This is a genomic window from Acidiferrobacterales bacterium (assembly GCA_028820695.1).
GTDB lineage: Bacteria > Pseudomonadota > Gammaproteobacteria > Arenicellales > JAJDZL01 > JAJDZL01.
On the sequence record JAPPIB010000057.1, the window covers coordinates 93,918 to 110,799 of the forward strand.

Annotated in this window: 14 protein-coding genes, 3 tRNA genes and 1 other RNA gene; 4 read left to right on the plus strand and 14 right to left on the minus strand. The window is 54.4% G+C overall.

Going from position 1 to position 16,882, the window contains the following annotated elements; genetic code table 11:
- Positions 1 to 2: 2 nt before the first annotated feature.
- Entirely contained in the window at positions 3 to 2,267 is a 2,265-nt protein-coding gene (gene parC, locus OXI60_12255) for a DNA topoisomerase IV subunit A (protein ID MDE0310584.1), read from the minus strand.
- A gap of 5 nt (positions 2,268 to 2,272) precedes the next feature.
- Positions 2,273 to 4,162, minus strand: a complete 1,890-nt coding sequence (parE, locus tag OXI60_12260; GenBank protein MDE0310585.1) for a DNA topoisomerase IV subunit B — start codon at positions 4,160 to 4,162, stop codon at positions 2,273 to 2,275.
- Positions 4,163 to 4,372: 210 nt separating this feature from the next.
- Here parE and OXI60_12265 point away from each other — a divergent pair, with 210 nt between their 5' ends.
- The 3 genes from OXI60_12265 (at position 4,373) to OXI60_12275 (ending at position 5,993) form a co-directional block, all read left to right on the plus strand.
- Complete coding sequence (locus OXI60_12265; GenBank protein MDE0310586.1) at positions 4,373 to 5,278, plus strand: phytanoyl-CoA dioxygenase family protein; 906 nt, start codon at positions 4,373 to 4,375, stop codon at positions 5,276 to 5,278.
- Positions 5,279 to 5,359: 81 nt separating this feature from the next.
- Entirely contained in the window at positions 5,360 to 5,824 is a 465-nt protein-coding gene (gene tadA / locus OXI60_12270) for a tRNA adenosine(34) deaminase TadA (GenBank protein MDE0310587.1), read from the plus strand.
- Positions 5,825 to 5,902: 78 nt separating this feature from the next.
- Positions 5,903 to 5,993: transfer RNA gene (locus tag OXI60_12275), tRNA-Ser, on the plus strand.
- A gap of 58 nt (positions 5,994 to 6,051) precedes the next feature.
- Here OXI60_12275 and OXI60_12280 read toward each other — a convergent pair.
- From OXI60_12280 to OXI60_12300, 5 genes are all read right to left on the minus strand, one after another.
- A complete protein-coding gene (locus OXI60_12280; GenBank protein ID MDE0310588.1) occupies positions 6,052 to 6,528 on the minus strand; it encodes a cytochrome c in 477 nt (158 codons plus the stop codon).
- Positions 6,529 to 6,598: 70 nt separating this feature from the next.
- Positions 6,599 to 6,994: a DedA family protein gene (locus OXI60_12285; GenBank protein ID MDE0310589.1), complete on the minus strand. Its 396-nt coding sequence runs from the start codon at positions 6,992 to 6,994 to the stop codon at positions 6,599 to 6,601.
- Positions 6,995 to 7,206: 212 nt separating this feature from the next.
- Positions 7,207 to 7,297, minus strand: a tRNA-Ser gene (locus OXI60_12290).
- Positions 7,298 to 7,497: 200 nt separating this feature from the next.
- Positions 7,498 to 8,253 (minus strand): enoyl-CoA hydratase/isomerase family protein, encoded by a 756-nt coding sequence (locus OXI60_12295; GenBank protein MDE0310590.1) that lies wholly within the window; start codon positions 8,251 to 8,253, stop codon positions 7,498 to 7,500.
- A gap of 6 nt (positions 8,254 to 8,259) precedes the next feature.
- Positions 8,260 to 9,570: a hypothetical protein gene (locus OXI60_12300; protein ID MDE0310591.1), complete on the minus strand. Its 1,311-nt coding sequence runs from the start codon at positions 9,568 to 9,570 to the stop codon at positions 8,260 to 8,262.
- 256 nt (positions 9,571 to 9,826) lie between these two features.
- Here OXI60_12300 and OXI60_12305 point away from each other — a divergent pair, with 256 nt between their 5' ends.
- Positions 9,827 to 11,476 (plus strand): BCCT family transporter, encoded by a 1,650-nt coding sequence (locus OXI60_12305; protein ID MDE0310592.1) that lies wholly within the window; start codon positions 9,827 to 9,829, stop codon positions 11,474 to 11,476.
- Between the two features lie 245 nt (positions 11,477 to 11,721).
- On the opposite strand, the gene OXI60_12310 is transcribed toward OXI60_12305, so the two are convergent.
- The 7 genes from OXI60_12310 to ffs all read right to left on the minus strand — a co-directional run bounded on the left by OXI60_12310 (position 11,722) and on the right by ffs (position 16,751).
- A tRNA-Pro gene (locus OXI60_12310) sits at positions 11,722 to 11,798 on the minus strand.
- A 12-nt stretch (positions 11,799 to 11,810) separates the two neighbouring features.
- Positions 11,811 to 12,881, minus strand: coding sequence for a polyprenyl synthetase family protein (locus OXI60_12315; GenBank protein MDE0310593.1), 1,071 nt, complete (start codon positions 12,879 to 12,881; stop codon positions 11,811 to 11,813).
- A 130-nt stretch (positions 12,882 to 13,011) separates the two neighbouring features.
- On the minus strand, positions 13,012 to 13,938 hold the full coding sequence (locus tag OXI60_12320) for a DNA methyltransferase (protein MDE0310594.1): 927 nt from the start codon (positions 13,936 to 13,938) through the stop codon (positions 13,012 to 13,014).
- Between the two features lie 28 nt (positions 13,939 to 13,966).
- Complete coding sequence (gene recR / locus OXI60_12325) at positions 13,967 to 14,563, minus strand: recombination mediator RecR (GenBank protein MDE0310595.1); 597 nt, start codon at positions 14,561 to 14,563, stop codon at positions 13,967 to 13,969.
- Between the two features lie 21 nt (positions 14,564 to 14,584).
- The gene (locus tag OXI60_12330; GenBank protein MDE0310596.1) at positions 14,585 to 14,905 is read right to left on the minus strand and encodes a YbaB/EbfC family nucleoid-associated protein; all 321 of its coding nucleotides are present in this window, start codon (positions 14,903 to 14,905) and stop codon (positions 14,585 to 14,587) included.
- Between the two features lie 34 nt (positions 14,906 to 14,939).
- Positions 14,940 to 16,595, minus strand: a complete 1,656-nt coding sequence (dnaX, locus tag OXI60_12335) for a DNA polymerase III subunit gamma/tau (GenBank protein MDE0310597.1) — start codon at positions 16,593 to 16,595, stop codon at positions 14,940 to 14,942.
- Positions 16,596 to 16,653: 58 nt separating this feature from the next.
- Positions 16,654 to 16,751: signal recognition particle sRNA small type (gene ffs, locus OXI60_12340), an RNA gene on the minus strand.
- Between the last annotated feature and the right edge of the window lie 131 nt (positions 16,752 to 16,882).

The window sequence follows — 16,882 nt, forward strand, 5'->3', positions numbered from 1 at the left end:
GGTTATTGAACTTCCGCCCGGTCAGCGTTTCGGTATCCCCTTGGCAGCAGCGTTCCCCGCAGGGTGCGTTCACCCAGATAGCGCTCGCGCTCAGTTTTCCTGATCCGGATATATTTCTTGCCGCAGTGAATGACAAGTGCCTGCGCGGTGGAAAACACTTTCACAAATACGACCCGTTCCCCGGAATCCCTGGCGGCTTTCGGTATATTGATCAGTCTGACACCGAAGCCCTTTGACTGAAGCGGGAGATCCGCAACCGGATAGATCAGCAACCGCCCACTGCTCGTGACAGCAGCCAAGAGGTTGTCATCGACATTGTCGATACATTCCAACTGCGTTGCCTCGATCCCTTTCCTGACACTCAGCAATGACTTTCCGGAGCGGTTCTTGGTGATTGCATCGGACAGTTTGCAGACGAATCCGGTTCCCTCTGCGGACACCAGCAGACAGTGTGTTGTCTCATCTCCCAGAATCAGACTGACAAACCGCGAATCAGCCGCGGGTGACAGCATTTTGGTCAGGGGTTCCCCGAAAGATCTTGCTGAGGGCAGATTATGGGCCGGTAGGTTGTAGGCTCGCCCACTGGAGTCCAAAAACATCAGTTGACCATTCATCTTTCCCGTTGTGTGCGCCAGATATTCGTCCCCTTCGCGGTAGTTCAGCGTCTCGAGATCGAGTTCATGTCCTCTTGCCGACCGTACCCAGCCGTGTTTGGACAGGACGACGGTAATGGGATCCGAGGCAATGTGCTGGTCGGCTGAAAAGGCCCGCGCCGCTTCCTGCGTGCGGACCGGGGAGCGACGGCTGTCCCCGTATTCATTGGCGGCCGCATCGATTTCACGGATTGTGAGATTTTTCAGTTTTGTTTCTGAATCAATGACTGCCTTGAGCTGGTCGCGTTCGTCGCGCAGTGCAAACTGCTCCTCCCGGATCTTGATCTCTTCAAGTCTGGCCAGCTGTCGCAACCGGATGTCCAGTACCGCCGCCACCTGTCTCGTACTGAGTTGCAACTGGGTCATCAGTTCAGTTTCCGGATCATCCTCATTTCGGATTACATGGATCACCTGGTCCAGATTCAGAAAGACGATGAACAGGCCATCAAGAATGTGCAGGCGATTCTCAATAAACTCCAGACGGCTCTTCAGTCGCCTGAGAATGGTTTGCTTCCTGAACGCGATCCAGTCCTGCAACAGTTGCTTGAGGTTGTAGACCTTGGGTTTTCCATCGAGTCCGATCATGTTCAGATTTACACGATAGGTTTTTTCCAGGTCTGTCGTTGCGAACAGGTGGCTCATCAGGTCGTCACGACTGACCCGGTTGCTGCGAAGTTCGATGACGAGCCGGACCGGACTGGATTCGTCCCCCTCATCGCGCAAATCTGTGATCATGGGCAGTTTCTTCGCGAGCATTTGAGCGGCGATCTGTTCCATGATCTTGGCGCCTGATACCTGATGGGGGACTGCATCAATTACGATCGATGTCTTGTCATCAGTCCATGCGGCTCTTTGCCGGACGACGCCTGATCCGGTTTCGTAGGCTTGAACAATTTCTGACCGGGAGCTAACGATCTGTGCGCCAGTCGGGAAGTCTGGCGCCTTGATTGACTCGCACAGCTGCTCAATCGTTGTTCTTGAATTCCGCAGCAGCTGTATACAGGCGTCGGCAACCTCGCGTGCGTTATGCGGTGGGATATCGGTCGCCATGCCCACCGCGATACCGGAAGCGCCATTGAGCAGGATGTTTGGCAGTTGGGCGGGCAGTCTTTGGGGTTCGCTGAGAGTGCCGTCAAAATTCGGCACCCAGTCCACGGTTCCCTTGGAAATCTCCTCCAGCAAGACTTGGGCGTACGGTCTGAATCGGCATTCGGTATAGCGCATGGCAGCAAACGACTTCGGGTCATCGGTCGATCCCCAGTTTCCCTGCCCGTCAATGATCGGATAGCGAAATGAGAAAGGCTGCGCCATCAGTACCATGGCCTCGTAGGCGGCGGTATCGCCATGCGGATGAAACTTACCGATGACGTCCCCAACTGTGCGAGCCGACTTCTTGTACTTGGCCGCGGCGCTGAGTCCGAGTTCGGACATGGCATAGACGATCCGTCTCTGGACCGGCTTCAGGCCATCCTCGATATGCGGGAGCGCCCGGTCAAGGATGACATACATCGAGTAGTCGAGATATGCCTGTTTCGCGAACTCCTCAAGCGGGATGGATTCTGTATCGGAAGGCGGCGGGGGGCTGACAAGCTCCAGCGATTGTTGGGTCGGCATGACAATCAGTATCCGGCCTGATCCCCGACCTGCATCAGCCAACTCTTCCTTTCGGCGACGTTCTTCTTGCCCAAGAGCATATCCAGGGTTCGGTCCAGTTTTGATGATGAGTCGATACGAAGCTGAATCAGCCTGCGGGTGTCGGGATTCATCGTAGTCTCTTTCAGCTGGGCGGGATTCATCTCGCCGAGTCCCTTGAAGCGTTGAACCGAGATTTTTGCCTTTGGCCTTTTCGCCTGCATCCTGGATTTGGTATGTTCGAGTTCCTCATCGTCCAGCGCATAGCCGACGTCCTTACCGGCATCAACCCGATATAGCGGTGGCATGGCGACGTAGACATGTCCTGCCTCGACGAGACTGCGGAAGTGTCTGACAAACAGCGCGCACAGCAGTGTGGCGATATGTGCGCCGTCGGAATCGGCATCTGCCAGTATGCAGACTTTGCCGTAGCGCAGCCCGGAAATATCGGCCGACCCCGGGTCAACGCCGAGCGCGACTGCGATGGAGTGTACCTGATCGGACGCCAGCACCTGCGCTGAAGCCACTTCCCAGGTATTGAGTATCTTGCCGCGCAACGGCAAGATGGCCTGGGATGCGCGATTACGCGCCTGCTTCGCTGAGCCTCCGGCAGAATCCCCCTCGACCAGAAACAGTTCGGTATCCTGGATGATTCGGCTGGTGCAGTCGCTGAGCTTGCCGGGCAGGGCAGGCCCGGCGGCGGTTTTCTTTCTTTCAACCTTCTTGGCCGCGATCTCTCTTCTGCGGGCATTTTCGATGGCCAACCGGGCAATTCTCTCCGCATCAGATATATGCTGGTTGAGCCACAGGCTGGTCGCACCCTTGGCGATGGAGATGAGAGACTTGCCCACATGTCTTGAGGACAGGCGATCTTTTGTCTGACCCACAAATTGCGGGTCTTCCATTCTCACAGAAAGTATGTAGCTGCAGTGGCGCCAGACATCCTCGACTGAAATTCGCAGGCCTCGCGGCAGCAGATTCTGAAACTCACAGAATTCCCGAACGGCATCGGTTATGCCGGTCCTGAACCCATTGACGTGAGTGCCGCCGTGTTCTGTTGGAATGAGGTTGACATAACTCTCTGTGACTGTCTGATGCGCTTGCGGTGTCCAGCAGATCGCGCAATCGACTTGTGTCTGCTCATCACTTCGATGAATGATGAGCGGGTCGCGGGGAATTCTCTCGCTGCCATTGAGCTGTCCGATGAGATAATCCGGCAACCCTTCCGCAAACTTCCACACTTCGTTGTTGCTTTCATCGTTTTCGTCGGTGAGGGTCAGTTCCAATCCGGAACATAGGACCGCCTTGGCCAGCATCAGTCGCTTGAGCTTGGCGACGTTGATGTGGACCGAGTCGAAAAACTTGGCATCCGGCCAGAACTGGATTCTTGTTCCTGAACTGGACTTCGGAACTGTTGAGATTTCCGACAGGTCTTCCACCACATCGCCATTTGCGAACTTCATCTGATGGAGAAAGCCGTTGCGGCGGATGTGAACGATCAACTGTTTCGAAAGTGCGTTCACAACTGAGACTCCGACACCGTGCAAGCCGCCCGAATGCAGGTAGTTCTTGGACGAGAACTTTGCCCCTGCATGCAGACGCGTCATGATCACCTCGACGCCGGAAACGCTTTCCTGCTCATGAATGTCAACTGGAATTCCCCTGCCGTTGTCCTCGACACTGATGGAGAGATCGGAATGCAGGACAACGTCGATCTTTCCGGCGTGTCCGGCAATTGCCTCGTCGACACTGTTATCTATGACTTCGGCAGCGAGGTGGTTGGGTGTGTCGGTCTGGGTATACATCCCAGGCCGTTGCCGGACAGGTTCAAGTCCGACCAGAACTTCAATTGCAGAGGAGTCGTAATTTGCAGTCAAGATTGATTCGCGAATCGAATGATCGGTAGGGGACGTCATCATTGACGCTGCGTTCACGCTATTATAATCTGTGTGCATGTACTATCTCAAACAACTTACCTTGCGACGCGGCGAAAGTCCGGACCTGCACTCAGCCGGCCCGGGCGTTGCCTGAAGCGGCGGCCCCGAACCAGGGAAGCAATCAGGACAACTGACGTTATGGAGTGGGTTATGGACGGTGCGGTGACAACGCAGAGCGGTGGAAATCAGACGACGGTCGATTGGCGAAAGAACGGTGTTCCGGATGTTGATCTGTTATCGGTACCATCCGTCCCGGTCGCAGATGAATTGATCGAAAAATACCGAGAGGATGGCGCGGTACTGATACCTGGACTGTTCTCGGACTGGGTTTCGCAGCTTCGAAACGGTCTGCAAAGAAATCTTGATGCTCCGAATGACTATGCTTTTCCATGTGAGAGTATTCCTGCAGGGACGCCTGGAAGATTTTTCGACAGTTATTGCAACTGGATGCTGATTCCCGAGTATTTTGACCATGTGACAAAATCATGTGCGGCCTCGGTCGCCGGTCAGCTGATGCGATCCGATGAGTCGCAGTTCTTTCATGACCATGCGTTTTGCAAAGAGCCGGGTACCCAGGCTGCAACACCATGGCATCAGGATATGCCGTATTACTGCGTCGATGGAAAGCAGACTGTCAGCCTGTATGTCGCACTGGACAAGACACCTGCCGAGGTAGCGGTCCGTTTTGTCAAGGGCTCTCACCTGTGGAATCGGCTGTTTCATCCGGTTTCCTTTCTGGACGGCGAGGATTTTGAGTCGGCCGAGAAGCATCTTGAGGCTGCTCCTGATGTCAATCAAGATCACGGTGATTTTGAAGTTCTTGCGTGGGATCTTCAACCAGGCGACTGTATTGCGTTTCACTTCCTGACGTTGCACGGTACGACAGCCGGCAAGATCAAGGCGAGACGACGGGCGGTGTCCACACGCTGGCTTGGGGACGATGTCACCTACTGTGAACGTGCGATTGAGACGTCGCCGCCATTTCCCGATATCGGTCTCGAACCCGGACAACGCATGCGAACGGACTGGTTTCCCGTCCTGTGGCGGCGCGGGTAGCCGGTCACATGCCATTCGATTGAGTTGCGCACGCCCAAAGTCGCAACTGTCCCGCAACTATCCCGCACGGTGGTCGAACGGATGCCGAAACATCAACTTTGGATGCGTCATGCACTGACGCAGGCGCGTCTGGCTCTGGAATTGAACGAAGTGCCGGTCGGTGCCGTTGTTGTCCATGCTGGTGAGATTGTGGGTGAGGGTTACAACCGCACAATCATTGATCGCGATCCAAGTGCGCATGCTGAAATTGTAGCGTTGCGTGCCGCGTCGGCTCGGATGGGCAATCATCGCCTGCCTGCAAGCACGATGTATGTGACACTGGAACCGTGTGCGATGTGTGCCGGCGCGGTGGTCCAGGCGAGACTGTCGGCATTGGTCTACGGCGCAAGCGATCCGAAATCGGGTGCCGCCGGTTCAGTGATGGATGTGTTGCGTCATCGGGCATTGAATCATCAATGCGAGGTGATGGGAGGCGTCTTGCATGATGAATGTTCGGAACTGATTCAGCAATTTTTTCAAGTGCGCAGGATCGGCCCTGAGTGCTGAACTGAATGTGGGTTGTGTGGGAATCGCAATAGTCAACATCTTATAATACGAGTCGCCCACCATGTTGGATCGGGATTTGGAGAGGTACCGAAGTGGCCATAACGGCGCGGACTCGAAATCCGTTGGGGGCGCAAGCTCCACGTGGGTTCGAATCCCACCCTCTCCGCCAGATTCAGCACCCGTTTGTTTTCGCCTGATCGTGCCGATCCGCCTGGTCGGAAAGCGGACTATTGTGACATCCGTTCCTGTGCCTCAAGTATCTCTTCCGGCCAGGTACTTTTGATATAGGAGATCACCGCGAGGATTTCCTCGTCGGTGAGAATCTTCTCATACGCTGGCATATCAGTGATGTATTCGGGGCCTGCGAAAATCCTCACCCCGAACTTTGTCAGCTTGAACAGGATTTCATCTGAGTGATGCCAGGTATGACCGGAGGGATCGTGCGGCGGTGCGGGCAGTGCGCCACTTGCCTTGCGCTTCGTCCAGTCGGGCTCGCCTTCAAGATTGGCACCGTGGCAAACAGCACAATGCTGGACATAAACCTGGCTCCCGAGCTTTACGGCTGCACGGTCTGTATGATCGGCGTGAAATTGCTGCTGTGCGAAGACTGCGACAGTCCCGCCGACAAAAATGATGGCAATCACAACTGCACGGGTGAGCCTTGCGCCACCAAGCGAGGCGATAATCTGTATTCGGTTGCGCATTTTCGTTGCTGGATATTGCGGTCAATTTGGTCGTGAAGGCGTTTCTTATTATACGTAGCGCCACAGCCAATTACAGTACGACAAGCACGACAGCATATCGTGCGGTCTTGCCAGCGCCGATGAGTATTGCCGACAAAAGCCAATTGATTCTCAGCCATCCAGCTGCAACACACAACCCGTCACCGATCACAGGAACCCAGGACAGGAGCAGCAATGGCGGACCATATCGGGATATGCCCGCAATCGCTTTGCTGGCGCTTGCTGAAGTGAACCGGCGTTTAGGAAATATCCGCCCTAGAAGATAACTGGTCATTCCGCCCAGGGTATTTCCTGCCGAAGCGACAGCCAGCAGGGTCCAAAAACCGTATTCGGCCAGTGAGTCGAGATAAACAAGTATTGCCTCGGAACCTCCTGGAAGGACAGTCGCGGACAGCAGGGCACTGAGGAACAGTCCGCCTAGTTCCATTGCTGAGAAACAATACGCAACCCGGGCATTGCCGGGGAAATCGTGTGCGGAATCGATGCTGGATTTAAATCGTCCATATTGATGACTCGCCGGCCAGCGGACCCGCCCTCGGTATCGGCCTGGATTATGGATTCAACTGCCGCAGATTCAGACATGGTGCCAGGATCGCATCCGATAAAGTCGTCAACAGCACAAACTGCGAACGGATTTTGTGGCGGAGAGGGAGGGATTCGAACCCTCGGTACGCTATTCACGCACACACGCTTTCCAGGCGTGCACCTTCGGCCGCTCGGTCACCTCTCCAAATGCATGCAGCAGGAAATTGTGGTGTCTATAGTGGAGCCACCGACTGCTTCCCATGCCCGAACCCAATTGACCCGGCAGATTATAGCCTGACGGTCGTGCGATCGGTTGGGCTGAAAAAGGGGCTTGGTAAATGATTGCAGGCACGCAGAACAGGAGAAAGTCTCGAGTGACCGCGGTTACCTGGAACGCGGATTGACTCAATCGATGAACTCACGCAAGCGGTTATGGGTTTCGGGGTCCAGAAACCCCCGGACTGTCGCCTCGGTTTCCAGTTTGATCGCGAGTTCAAGCGCGTCAGCGTTGACCTGATTGAGCACTTTCTTAAGGTCAGTCACAGCGTTGCGAGGCAACGCTGCGATGCGCTGTGCGGCCTGGTGTGCTATGTCGTAGACCGAGTCCTCGGGAACCACTTTCCAGGCGAGTCCCATCTTGAGCGCTTCGCCCGCGTCGAATACCTCCCCCAAGAGCATCAGTTCCCGGGTCTTCACAAGTCCTATCGTCTTTGGCAGCAGGTAGGTTACCCCGCCGGTCGGAAACATTCCCCACTTCAGTTCCGGAAAGAAACAACGCGTCGTGTCGGCAAAAACCGCGAGATCGCAATTGATTGCCCACTCGAGTCCGCCGCCGACTGCCCAACCGTGGATTGCGCCGATCACGGTTGTTTCCCCGAGCACGATTCGACGGGTGACATCCTGGATAGACTCAATGAAGGCCAACGCGTCCTGTTCGCTTCGCGCCTGACTGTCGAAATCCTTCAGATCATCGCCTGAGCAAAACGAGCGTCCAGCCCCGCGCAATACGATTGCGCCGATGTTGTGGTCGGCATTCGCCTCGTCAAGTGCCAGACACAGCTCACTGAGCATTTGGGAGTTCATGGCGTTCAATCGCAGCGGACGATTCAAGGTGATGGTTCGGACGTTGTCTTTCGTATTCGACAATACAGTATTGCTCATATCAATCTACTCCCGGATTACTCGTTTTGTCTTGCCCTCGGTTCGGGGAAATGATCTTGCTGGAAAAAGCTCAACCTGTGCTGAGGCCCGTACCGTTTGCCTGATCTTGTGTTCGATTGTTTCCGCCAGATCCGCGGTCGCGGTTGTCTGTGCCGCCAGTTCGGCCTCGACACGCAGTCGGTCATAGGGACCTTTGCCGCGCAAGCGGATACGAAACTCACCTGACAGTTCGGGAATGCTGTTGATGACCCCGCGTACAGCAGTCGGGTAGACGTTGACGCCTCGGACAATGATCATGTCGTCGCTGCGCCCGAGTACACGAAAACGCGGTGTGGTACGACCGCATCGGCAAGTATCTGTACCGGTGATCGTCACCATATCGTTGGTCCGAAAGCGCACCAGAGGCTGTGCCTGACGCATCAGGTGCGTGAGTACAAGCTCGCCGGTCTCACCTGTTTCGAAAGGAATCACCGAAAGTGATTGCGGACAGATCAGTTCCGCAAACAGAACATCGTGCCCGAGAAGATGAAGGTCGTTGCTGTGTTCACATTGTCCGGCAAAGTTACTGAAAGCGTCAGCCATCCCGTAGTTTGAGTTTCGCACTGCGTAGCCCCAGGTCTCCTCGAGCCTGTTTCGAAAAGCCTCACTGTCGAGTCCCGCCTCGCCGCCGAAAAGGCCGATCCTCAACCCGAGATCCCTGGGAGTGAGGTTCTCAAAATGATCGCTGATCGTCTGTTCCAGCACTGCAGGATATGAAGGAGTTGAGTGAATGGCGGCGACATCAAGGTCCGCAATCGTCCTGATCAGGTGTCGACTGTCGCCGACTCCGAAGGGAATCACGGTTGCTCCGGCAGCTTCCAGCGAAAGGTGATCTGTAACGCCACCCATCCACATCTGATAGTTCAGGCAATGGATTACCATGTCTGCGGGCTTCAGCCCGGCGGCCCTGAAACATCTGGCGCCAATTCGTGCGGTCTGCAGCGCATCCAATTCAGTCAGGGCTGCATTCATGGCCTGTCCCGTGGTGCCTGAGGTGCGGTGCAATCGCACGATGGAATCCGGGTCGGCTGCAAGATAATCTCCGAATGGAGGGCAGGCAATCTGGGATTCTCGCAACAGGGATTTGCAGCACAGCGGCAGATTCGCAAACTCCTCGAGCCTATGCGGAACATGGGATTGAGTCCACAGTCTTTTGAAGAACGAGGATCGGTTCAGTACATATTCCCGCTGCGTCCGCCATCGTCTGTTTCTCAGACGATCGAGTTCAGCCGCCGGCAGGAATTCTTCGGTAGCAAGATCGGTTCGGTCTGACTTCATACGGTTTGCCCGGTCGGGTTCGTGCGTTCTAACCTGTCAGCATAAATTTGTATAATTTCTTCAATGGAGTTTTCCATGATATTCGTTTTTTTATGACGATTTACTTCATCAATCGATGAGATGGTAGAAGTGAACTCGGTTAGGAAGTACCGATGCTCTGCCATGGGCATGCGTCACCATCCAGGGCGTAAGGCTGAAGCTCTGGCCATCTTTTTGGTAGACCAAGGAGGGTATAGTTACCCGGGAATGTAATAATATGAACAATCAAAAGTCTAACGGAAATCGAACTGCAGTGGCAACCGGAGGTCTGTGGAAAGGTCTCCATCCAGGAATGGGCATCGCGTCCAAGGCAATGGTCTTGGCTTTCGTTGTCTTCACCGCACTGAATGTTGATTTCGCGAGCGGCATCTACTCGGCGGTCCGAGGCTGGATCGAATCCGCACTCAACTGGTACTATGTGAGCGCACTGGTAGTCATGTTCTTTGTCTGCATTTTTCTGATGTGCAGTCGACATGGCTCAGTCAAGCTTGGGGACGATAACTCCAAGCCGGAGTTCAGCAACTTCTCATGGTTCGCGATGCTGTTCTCAGCTGGAGTGGGTATCGGCCTGCTTTTCTTCGGTATTGCAGAGCCCATGTTTTACTTCGACAACACGCAGCCATGGGGTTATCCGAACAATCCATTTGCGGATCGGGCCCTGGTGACGGAGATGAATGAGGAACGCGCCGTTCATGCGATGCGGGTAACCTATTTTCATTGGGGATTTCATGCGTGGGCTGTCTATGTGATGATCGGTCTGTGCCTGGCGTACTTTGGATTCCGCAAGAAGTTGCCGCTGACACTGAGATCTTCCCTGTATCCGATCATCGGTAACAGGATCTACGGGCCCGTCGGGCACGCGGTGGACCTGCTTGCTGTGTTCGGTACAGTTTTTGGCGTTGCGACCTCGCTCGGTCTCGGTGTAAGCCAGATGGCAGCTGGACTCAATCACCTGTTTGGCATCGACCCGGGGGTTTTCACCCAGATCATATTGATCGGTGTGATTTCTGTCGTGGCGACCCTGTCAGCGGTGTCCGGAGTCGGCAATGGAATCCGAATCATCTCGGAGTGGAATATCTGGCTGTCGGCGGTTCTGCTCGCCTACTTCCTGTTCGGCGGTCCCGCACAATGGTTGATGGGGTTCTTCGTGACCACGATCGGCGATTACCTATGGAATGCGATTCCGATGGGGTTTGCCACATTCAATGGTCCTGGTGAGCGGGAATGGCAAGGCGGCTGGACGATCTTCTATTGGGGTTGGTGGATTTCCTGGGCCCCATTCGTAGGCATGTTCATCGCACGTATCAGCCGGGGACGTACCATCCGAGAATTCATGGTAGGCGTCATGTTTGTCCCGACCACGCTGGCTTTCTTCTGGCTGTGCATTTTCGGCGGTAACGCAATGTATATCGAGATGATGGCCGATGGCGGCGTTGGAACGGCGGGAATTGCGGATCTTGTCCGAAACTGGAACTTGCCTGCAGCCCTCTACGGCACCATCGATCAGATGACCGGCGTGAACTGGCTCAACTGGCTCATGGCCGCGCTGGCAACATTCCTGTTAGCGACCTGGTTCATCACCTCGTCGGACTCAGGAACACTGGTGATCACGACGATGCTCAGCATGGGCGATGATCACCCACCTCAGAAGTTCCGGATTGTGTGGGGACTTGGAGAGGGATTCGTCGCCGCGGTTCTTCTTCTTGCCGGTGGTCTCGGCGCGCTTCAGACCGCGTCCATCGCAGCCGCATTGCCGGTGAGCGTGATCATGCTGTTGATGACCTACGGCATTGTGAAGTCGCTGAGCGAGGATTCATCAGCTGTGGTTGTCGAACCCGCCCAAGCGGCCCCTGCTGCTGCGGAATAACTGTTGCGGTCAACTGCAGCAGTTGACTGCGATCACATGACCAAGACCCGTGTGGGAGAAGGAATTCTCCCACACGGGTATCTGCATTGCGGAATGTTGTCGTTGCCGGCTGGACTCTGCGGTCGTCAGCGAAAAGTACCCTCAATTGACGGGGAGCGCCTTGCAGGCGGCATCTTACGGTCTGCCCATCTGACGTGTCCGTTCGCCCCGGATTCGGGCAAATGAGATGAAACCGGGAACGGAATTGGTCGGGGTGAGTGGATTTGAACCACCGGCCCCTGCCTCCCGAAGGCAGTGCTCTGCCAGGCTGAGCTACACCCCGAATTCCTGATGGTCAGAAGTCCCGACTGACCGCAAACTCAATTAATTTGAAAAGTACTTCCTTGCAGGCTGAGTCCGGCAAAAACCTGAGATTCTCGATTGCGCTGTCGCGGTACTTGCAAGCGAGGCTGACAGTATATTCAAGTGCGCCGGACGAGGCAACAATCTCACATATCCCGGCGACTTTTGTTTCGTCCGGGTTATCGACTGCAGAGCGGATTGTTTCTGTGTGTTGTGACTTGCAGTGGTCTCGCGCGTAAATCAGGGGAAGAGTCATCTTTCCATCCATCAGATCATCGCCAACTTCCTTGCCGATCGTCTCGGTGTCTCCGGCATAGTCCAGGTAGTCATCGATCAGCTGAAATGCCATACCCAGGTTGTATCCGAACTGCGCCATGTTGTGCCGAACGTCTTGCGGCTGGCCGGTGATGATCGCTCCGAGTTGCGCGCCAGCCCAGAACAGGGGAGCAGTCTTGCGATCGATCGTGTCGAAGTAGTCCTTCTGGGTGGTTTCATAGGCATGCATCTGCACAAGCTGGAGGACTTCTCCTTCAGCAACTTTCCGCATGGCGCTGGTCATGACCTCGAACAGCTTGAGACTGTCAGCGGATACGAGCAGTTCAAACGCCCTGGTAGAGAAAAAGTCACCCACGAGCACACTTGCGGGGTTGCCCCAGATGGACTTTGCGCTGGCGCGACCGCGACGCATGGTTGAATCGTCCACGACATCATCGTGAAGCAGGGTTGCAACATGGATAAACTCCAGGATTGTCGCAAGCATGACATGATGGGGACCCGGGTAATCGAATACCCGGGCACCTAGAAGAACCGTGATCGGCCGCATTTTTTTACCACCATGTTCAACGATGTGACGGCCGACGTCCTGAATCAGGGGAATATCCGAGTCCAGTGCCTCAAGGACATAATCCTGCATGGCGTCCAGATCGTCCTGGACGAACGAACGGATCTGACTCAGCTGTTGCTTGGAATTTTCGGTCGTGTGTCGTACGTCCGACTGCCCGACGTCTCTTTTCGGGTTGGCGTCCGCGCACGAGTCAGATATCCCAGCAATTGGATTGGACATGATTGAGATCAAGGAGGGGTAAGTACTGTGAATGCCGTTAATGATTTTACAGGAAATACCTGCTGAGATGATTCTGCGATTGCTGCAGCTGGAATCGGGACGGACGGGACAATATATTTTCCAGTTGCATTCAGCCTGTGTTCGCTGAATTTCTTTCCCAGAACACCTCATCCCGATAGCCTTGAATGCCCGGGTCTTGCCGGGCAAGCCGAATTCGCTTCAGCGCCCAGCAAAGATACTCCTGATTGCAATCCATGCCAAACCATCTTCTTCCCAGCTTGGTGGCGACCACAGCGGTGGTACCGCTGCCGAGAAAAGGATCGAAGACGAAGTCATTGTTTCTTGAACTGGCGAGCATGAGTTTCGCGATCAGCTTTTCGGGTTTTTGGGTTGGGTGATCCGTGTTTTCCCGCATGGACCAGAACGGAACGGTGATGTCAGTCCAGATGTTGGAAGGGAATGTCAGACGGAAATTCCCATTTTCCTCCTCCGCCCAGTCTTTTGGATCACCGTTGACCCTGTAGGGTGCGATCACCTTGCGTTTCAATCTCACTGCTTCGGCATCAAAAAAGTAATCCGCTGATCTGGTGCAGTACCAAATGTCTTCTGAATTGTTTTTCCAGTTTGATCGCGCGCCGCGACCCTTCTCCCTTTCCCAAGTGATTCGGTTGTGCACATGGAATCTGGATTGCAGGATCGGTCCGATGAGAACGGAAGTCCGCCATTCTGAGCAGACATAGATTGTCGCATGGGGTTTCAGTGTCGGCATGAGTGCATCGAGCAGACTCTCAAACCATGCCTGATACTGTGTACCGTCCCGGTTGTGGAATCTGGTACCGTGATAGTTCTTGCTGAGATTGTAGGGTGGGTCAAGGATCAGGAGATCAACGAACCTATCCGGCAGCAATGAGATCAATCTGAATACGTCACCTTGCGCTACTCGGCCAGAGATCTTGTCCAGGGACATCCGTGAGTTCGGATTCAGTATCTCGCCGGACAATTCGGCGAGTTCCTGTCTGGAGCAGGTGAGTGTGCGGTTTCGGGGTGCTTTTGTCATGGCAACGCACAGTCCGTGGACATCGGAATCAGTTTGGCACACGGCGCTGAAACGCCTCGATCAAGGTGCCCTTGTCCATGTATTCGAGCTCTCCGCCGAGGGGAAGTCCGCGCGCAAGGCGGGTTATTGTGCATCCATATTCGGTCATTCGTTCCGACAGGTAGTCCGCGGTTGCATCTCCTTCCAATGTAATGTTCATTGCCAGTATGATTTCATTGACAGGATTGGACTTAAGCACATCGAGCAGCTCATCGATGTTCAGGTCGTCCGGACCAATGCCGTCCATCGGTGAGATCTTTCCCATGAGGACGAAATACAAGCCCTGGTAAACGCCGGCTTCCTCGAATGAATTCAGATCTGCGGGTGTTTCAACGATACACAGTTGTGAACGGTCGCGTGCCGGAGAATCGCAGATGCTGCATACGGGCGACTCACTGAAGTTATTGCATTGGCTGCAATGACGTACGGATTCAACGGCCTTTTGCAGGGTGTCGACAATTTCTGTCGCACCTTTCCGATCGCGCGCCAGCAACTGAAATACATATCTTTGAGCTGTCTTAGGTCCTACTCCCGGCAGGCGTCGGAGGGCCTTGGTCAGATCGTCGACTGCTTTTGCAACAGTCATCTCAGCGGGGCAGTCCGGTGGCTAAAAGGGGAAATCCCGAGGGTTGAATGGAAGTTCGGATGCTATGTTCGTGATATGCTCCTCATTCATCTGCTCAACGCGCTTTACAGCGTCGTTGATTGCGCCGGCAATAAGATCCTCAATCACTTCGCGATCACCTTCCATCAATGACGGATCAATCTGCACGTCGATCGCATCATATCGTCCGGTCAGTACAACCTTCACCTGTCCTGCGCCGGCGACCCCGGTGACTCTCTGCTTGTGCATCTCATTCTGTGCTTGTTTCATCTGTGTCTGAATTTTTGTAGTCTGCTTCAGCAATTCCTTGAAATTCTCTGTCATCGCGTGTTCCTTTCCCCAATAAATGTGTCTGTTCTCACTCCTGCTTCGGCGTGACCTCTTCAAGTTTGGCACCGAAATCTTTCATCAAGAGTGACGGCAGTTCCTGTCCGATGATGGTCTGCCGCGTTTCAGCAATCCGTTTCGTATGTTCCCGCTCTTGTTTCTGACTGAGTGTTTCGTTCTCATTGGCGCCGTTTTCGACGACCAATTCGATACTATCACCGGTTATCTCACGCAAAATCGCCTCGAGCCTTGATCGGATTTCCGGCCGGTCCATTGCAACCGAATCTTTATCAGGTGCGTCCACGATTATAGTATTCCCCGAGCGGGACCTGAATGACAGATTTTTAGCGAACAGTCTGGTCGGCCCCGAAAGTTTCCCTGCATTGTCGAGGATGTCAAGCCAGTCATCTGAAGTCTGAAGTTTCGCAATGGTGGGGTGTGGCGATTGTTTTGGGCTCTCCGGCTGCGGGGAGTCCGCCTCAGGTGTGGTCGGCTTTTGGGCACGAGGTGGATCGGACGCTTTGGCTTGACCGCGCGGTGTGACCGGCACTTTTGGATGTTCGGGAGAGGGATTGCGTTCCTTTTGCTGTGCGGAAGAACTCGGTGCCGGGTGGAAGGCCAGCATTCTCATCAGCGCCATCTGGAATCCTGTCTGAGTATCCGGCGCGAACGGCAGGTCTCGCTTGCCAATCAGTGCAATCTGATAATACAGTTGGATCTCTTCTTTTGAAAGCTGGGATTCAAGCTTTTTCAGATCATTGATATTGTCCGCTCTCTCGGTGACGATCTGAGGTGCGGCCTTGAGCAGGCTCAGTTCGTGAAGCATAAGCAAAATATCATCCAGTGCACTTTCATAATTGACAGACTGCTGTGACATTTTTCCGGTGATCTCAAGCATCCTGTCGGGGTCCTGATCTGCAATCGCGGTGAGGAGCTGAAGCAGAAAGTCCTGCGACAGCATTCCGAGCATTTCACGGACAGGCGCTTCCTCCAACTTGCCGTTGGTATAGGAAATCGCCTGGTCGAGAATACTGAGTCCGTCGCGCATGCTGCCTCGCGATTGCCGGGCGATACTGTCGACTGCCTCGGTACTGAAATCAATGTTTTCCTGCTCGAGAATTCTTATCATCTGGGCACTGATCTCATTTGAATCCATCGCACTCAGGTTGAACTGGATGCAGCGCGACAAGATGGTGACAGGCAGTTTTTGCGGGTCGGTTGTCGCCATCAGGAACTTCACGTGTTCCGGGGGCTCCTCCAGCGTTTTCAGCAGTGCGTTGAAACTGTGTCCGGACAACATGTGGATCTCATCGATCAGATAGACCTTGTAGCGACCGGCAGTTGCGCTGAAAGGAACATTGTCCAGCAGTGCGCGGGTATCTTCCACTTTGGTTCTCGAGGCGGCATCCACCTCAATCAGATCGATGAATCGCCCCTCGTCTATTTCGGTGCAGGCACCGCAGTCGTTACAGGGCTTGGAACTGACACCTTTTTCGCAATTCAGGGCCTTGGCGAGAATTCTGGCCAAGGTGGTCTTGCCGACACCGCGGGTTCCCGTAAAGAGGTAGGCATGGTGCAGCCGTTCATTATCGAGTGCGTGCCTGAGTGTTCGGACTACGTGTTCCTGGCCTACAATCTGCTCGAAATTCCTCGGGCGCCACTTCCTGGCTAAGACTAGATAACTCACTTGCGACTCAGATTGATATCGGTCATGCTCTGCGACATGGGAAGATATGGGCGGCGGCTGCAGTCCGCTTGAATTCAGTACCCGCTTCAGCTGCTACGGCTGCTTCCTTCCGGACCTGACCGGGTTCACAACCTATCGTCACTGTAGTAGCGAGCCGCATCCGCCGTATGGACATCGACGAATCCAATATCGATATTGGAAATCATTATAGGGAAAAAAATAAATGCTTCGGTATCCCTGAAATCTCTTTAGACAAGTCAAAAACAAGAAAAGCCCTGCCGGTATAA

Bases quoted from the DNA above. Each gene is read 5' to 3' on its own strand.
- parC (MDE0310584.1), bottom strand. From the start codon at position 2,267: ATGCCGACCCAACAATCGCTGGAGCTTGTCAGCCCCCCGCCGCCTTCC.
- OXI60_12265 (MDE0310586.1), top strand. From the start codon at position 4,373: ATGGACGGTGCGGTGACAACGCAGAGCGGTGGAAATCAGACGACGGTC.
- tadA (MDE0310587.1), top strand. From the start codon at position 5,360: ATGCCGAAACATCAACTTTGGATGCGTCATGCACTGACGCAGGCGCGT.
- OXI60_12280 (MDE0310588.1), bottom strand. From the start codon at position 6,528: ATGCGCAACCGAATACAGATTATCGCCTCGCTTGGTGGCGCAAGGCTC.
- OXI60_12285 (MDE0310589.1), bottom strand. From the start codon at position 6,994: ATGGAACTAGGCGGACTGTTCCTCAGTGCCCTGCTGTCCGCGACTGTC.
- OXI60_12295 (MDE0310590.1), bottom strand. From the start codon at position 8,253: ATGAGCAATACTGTATTGTCGAATACGAAAGACAACGTCCGAACCATC.
- OXI60_12300 (MDE0310591.1), bottom strand. From the start codon at position 9,570: ATGAAGTCAGACCGAACCGATCTTGCTACCGAAGAATTCCTGCCGGCG.
- OXI60_12305 (MDE0310592.1), top strand. From the start codon at position 9,827: ATGAACAATCAAAAGTCTAACGGAAATCGAACTGCAGTGGCAACCGGA.
- OXI60_12315 (MDE0310593.1), bottom strand. From the start codon at position 12,881: ATGTCCAATCCAATTGCTGGGATATCTGACTCGTGCGCGGACGCCAAC.
- OXI60_12320 (MDE0310594.1), bottom strand. From the start codon at position 13,938: ATGACAAAAGCACCCCGAAACCGCACACTCACCTGCTCCAGACAGGAA.
- recR (MDE0310595.1), bottom strand. From the start codon at position 14,563: ATGACTGTTGCAAAAGCAGTCGACGATCTGACCAAGGCCCTCCGACGC.
- OXI60_12330 (MDE0310596.1), bottom strand. From the start codon at position 14,905: ATGACAGAGAATTTCAAGGAATTGCTGAAGCAGACTACAAAAATTCAG.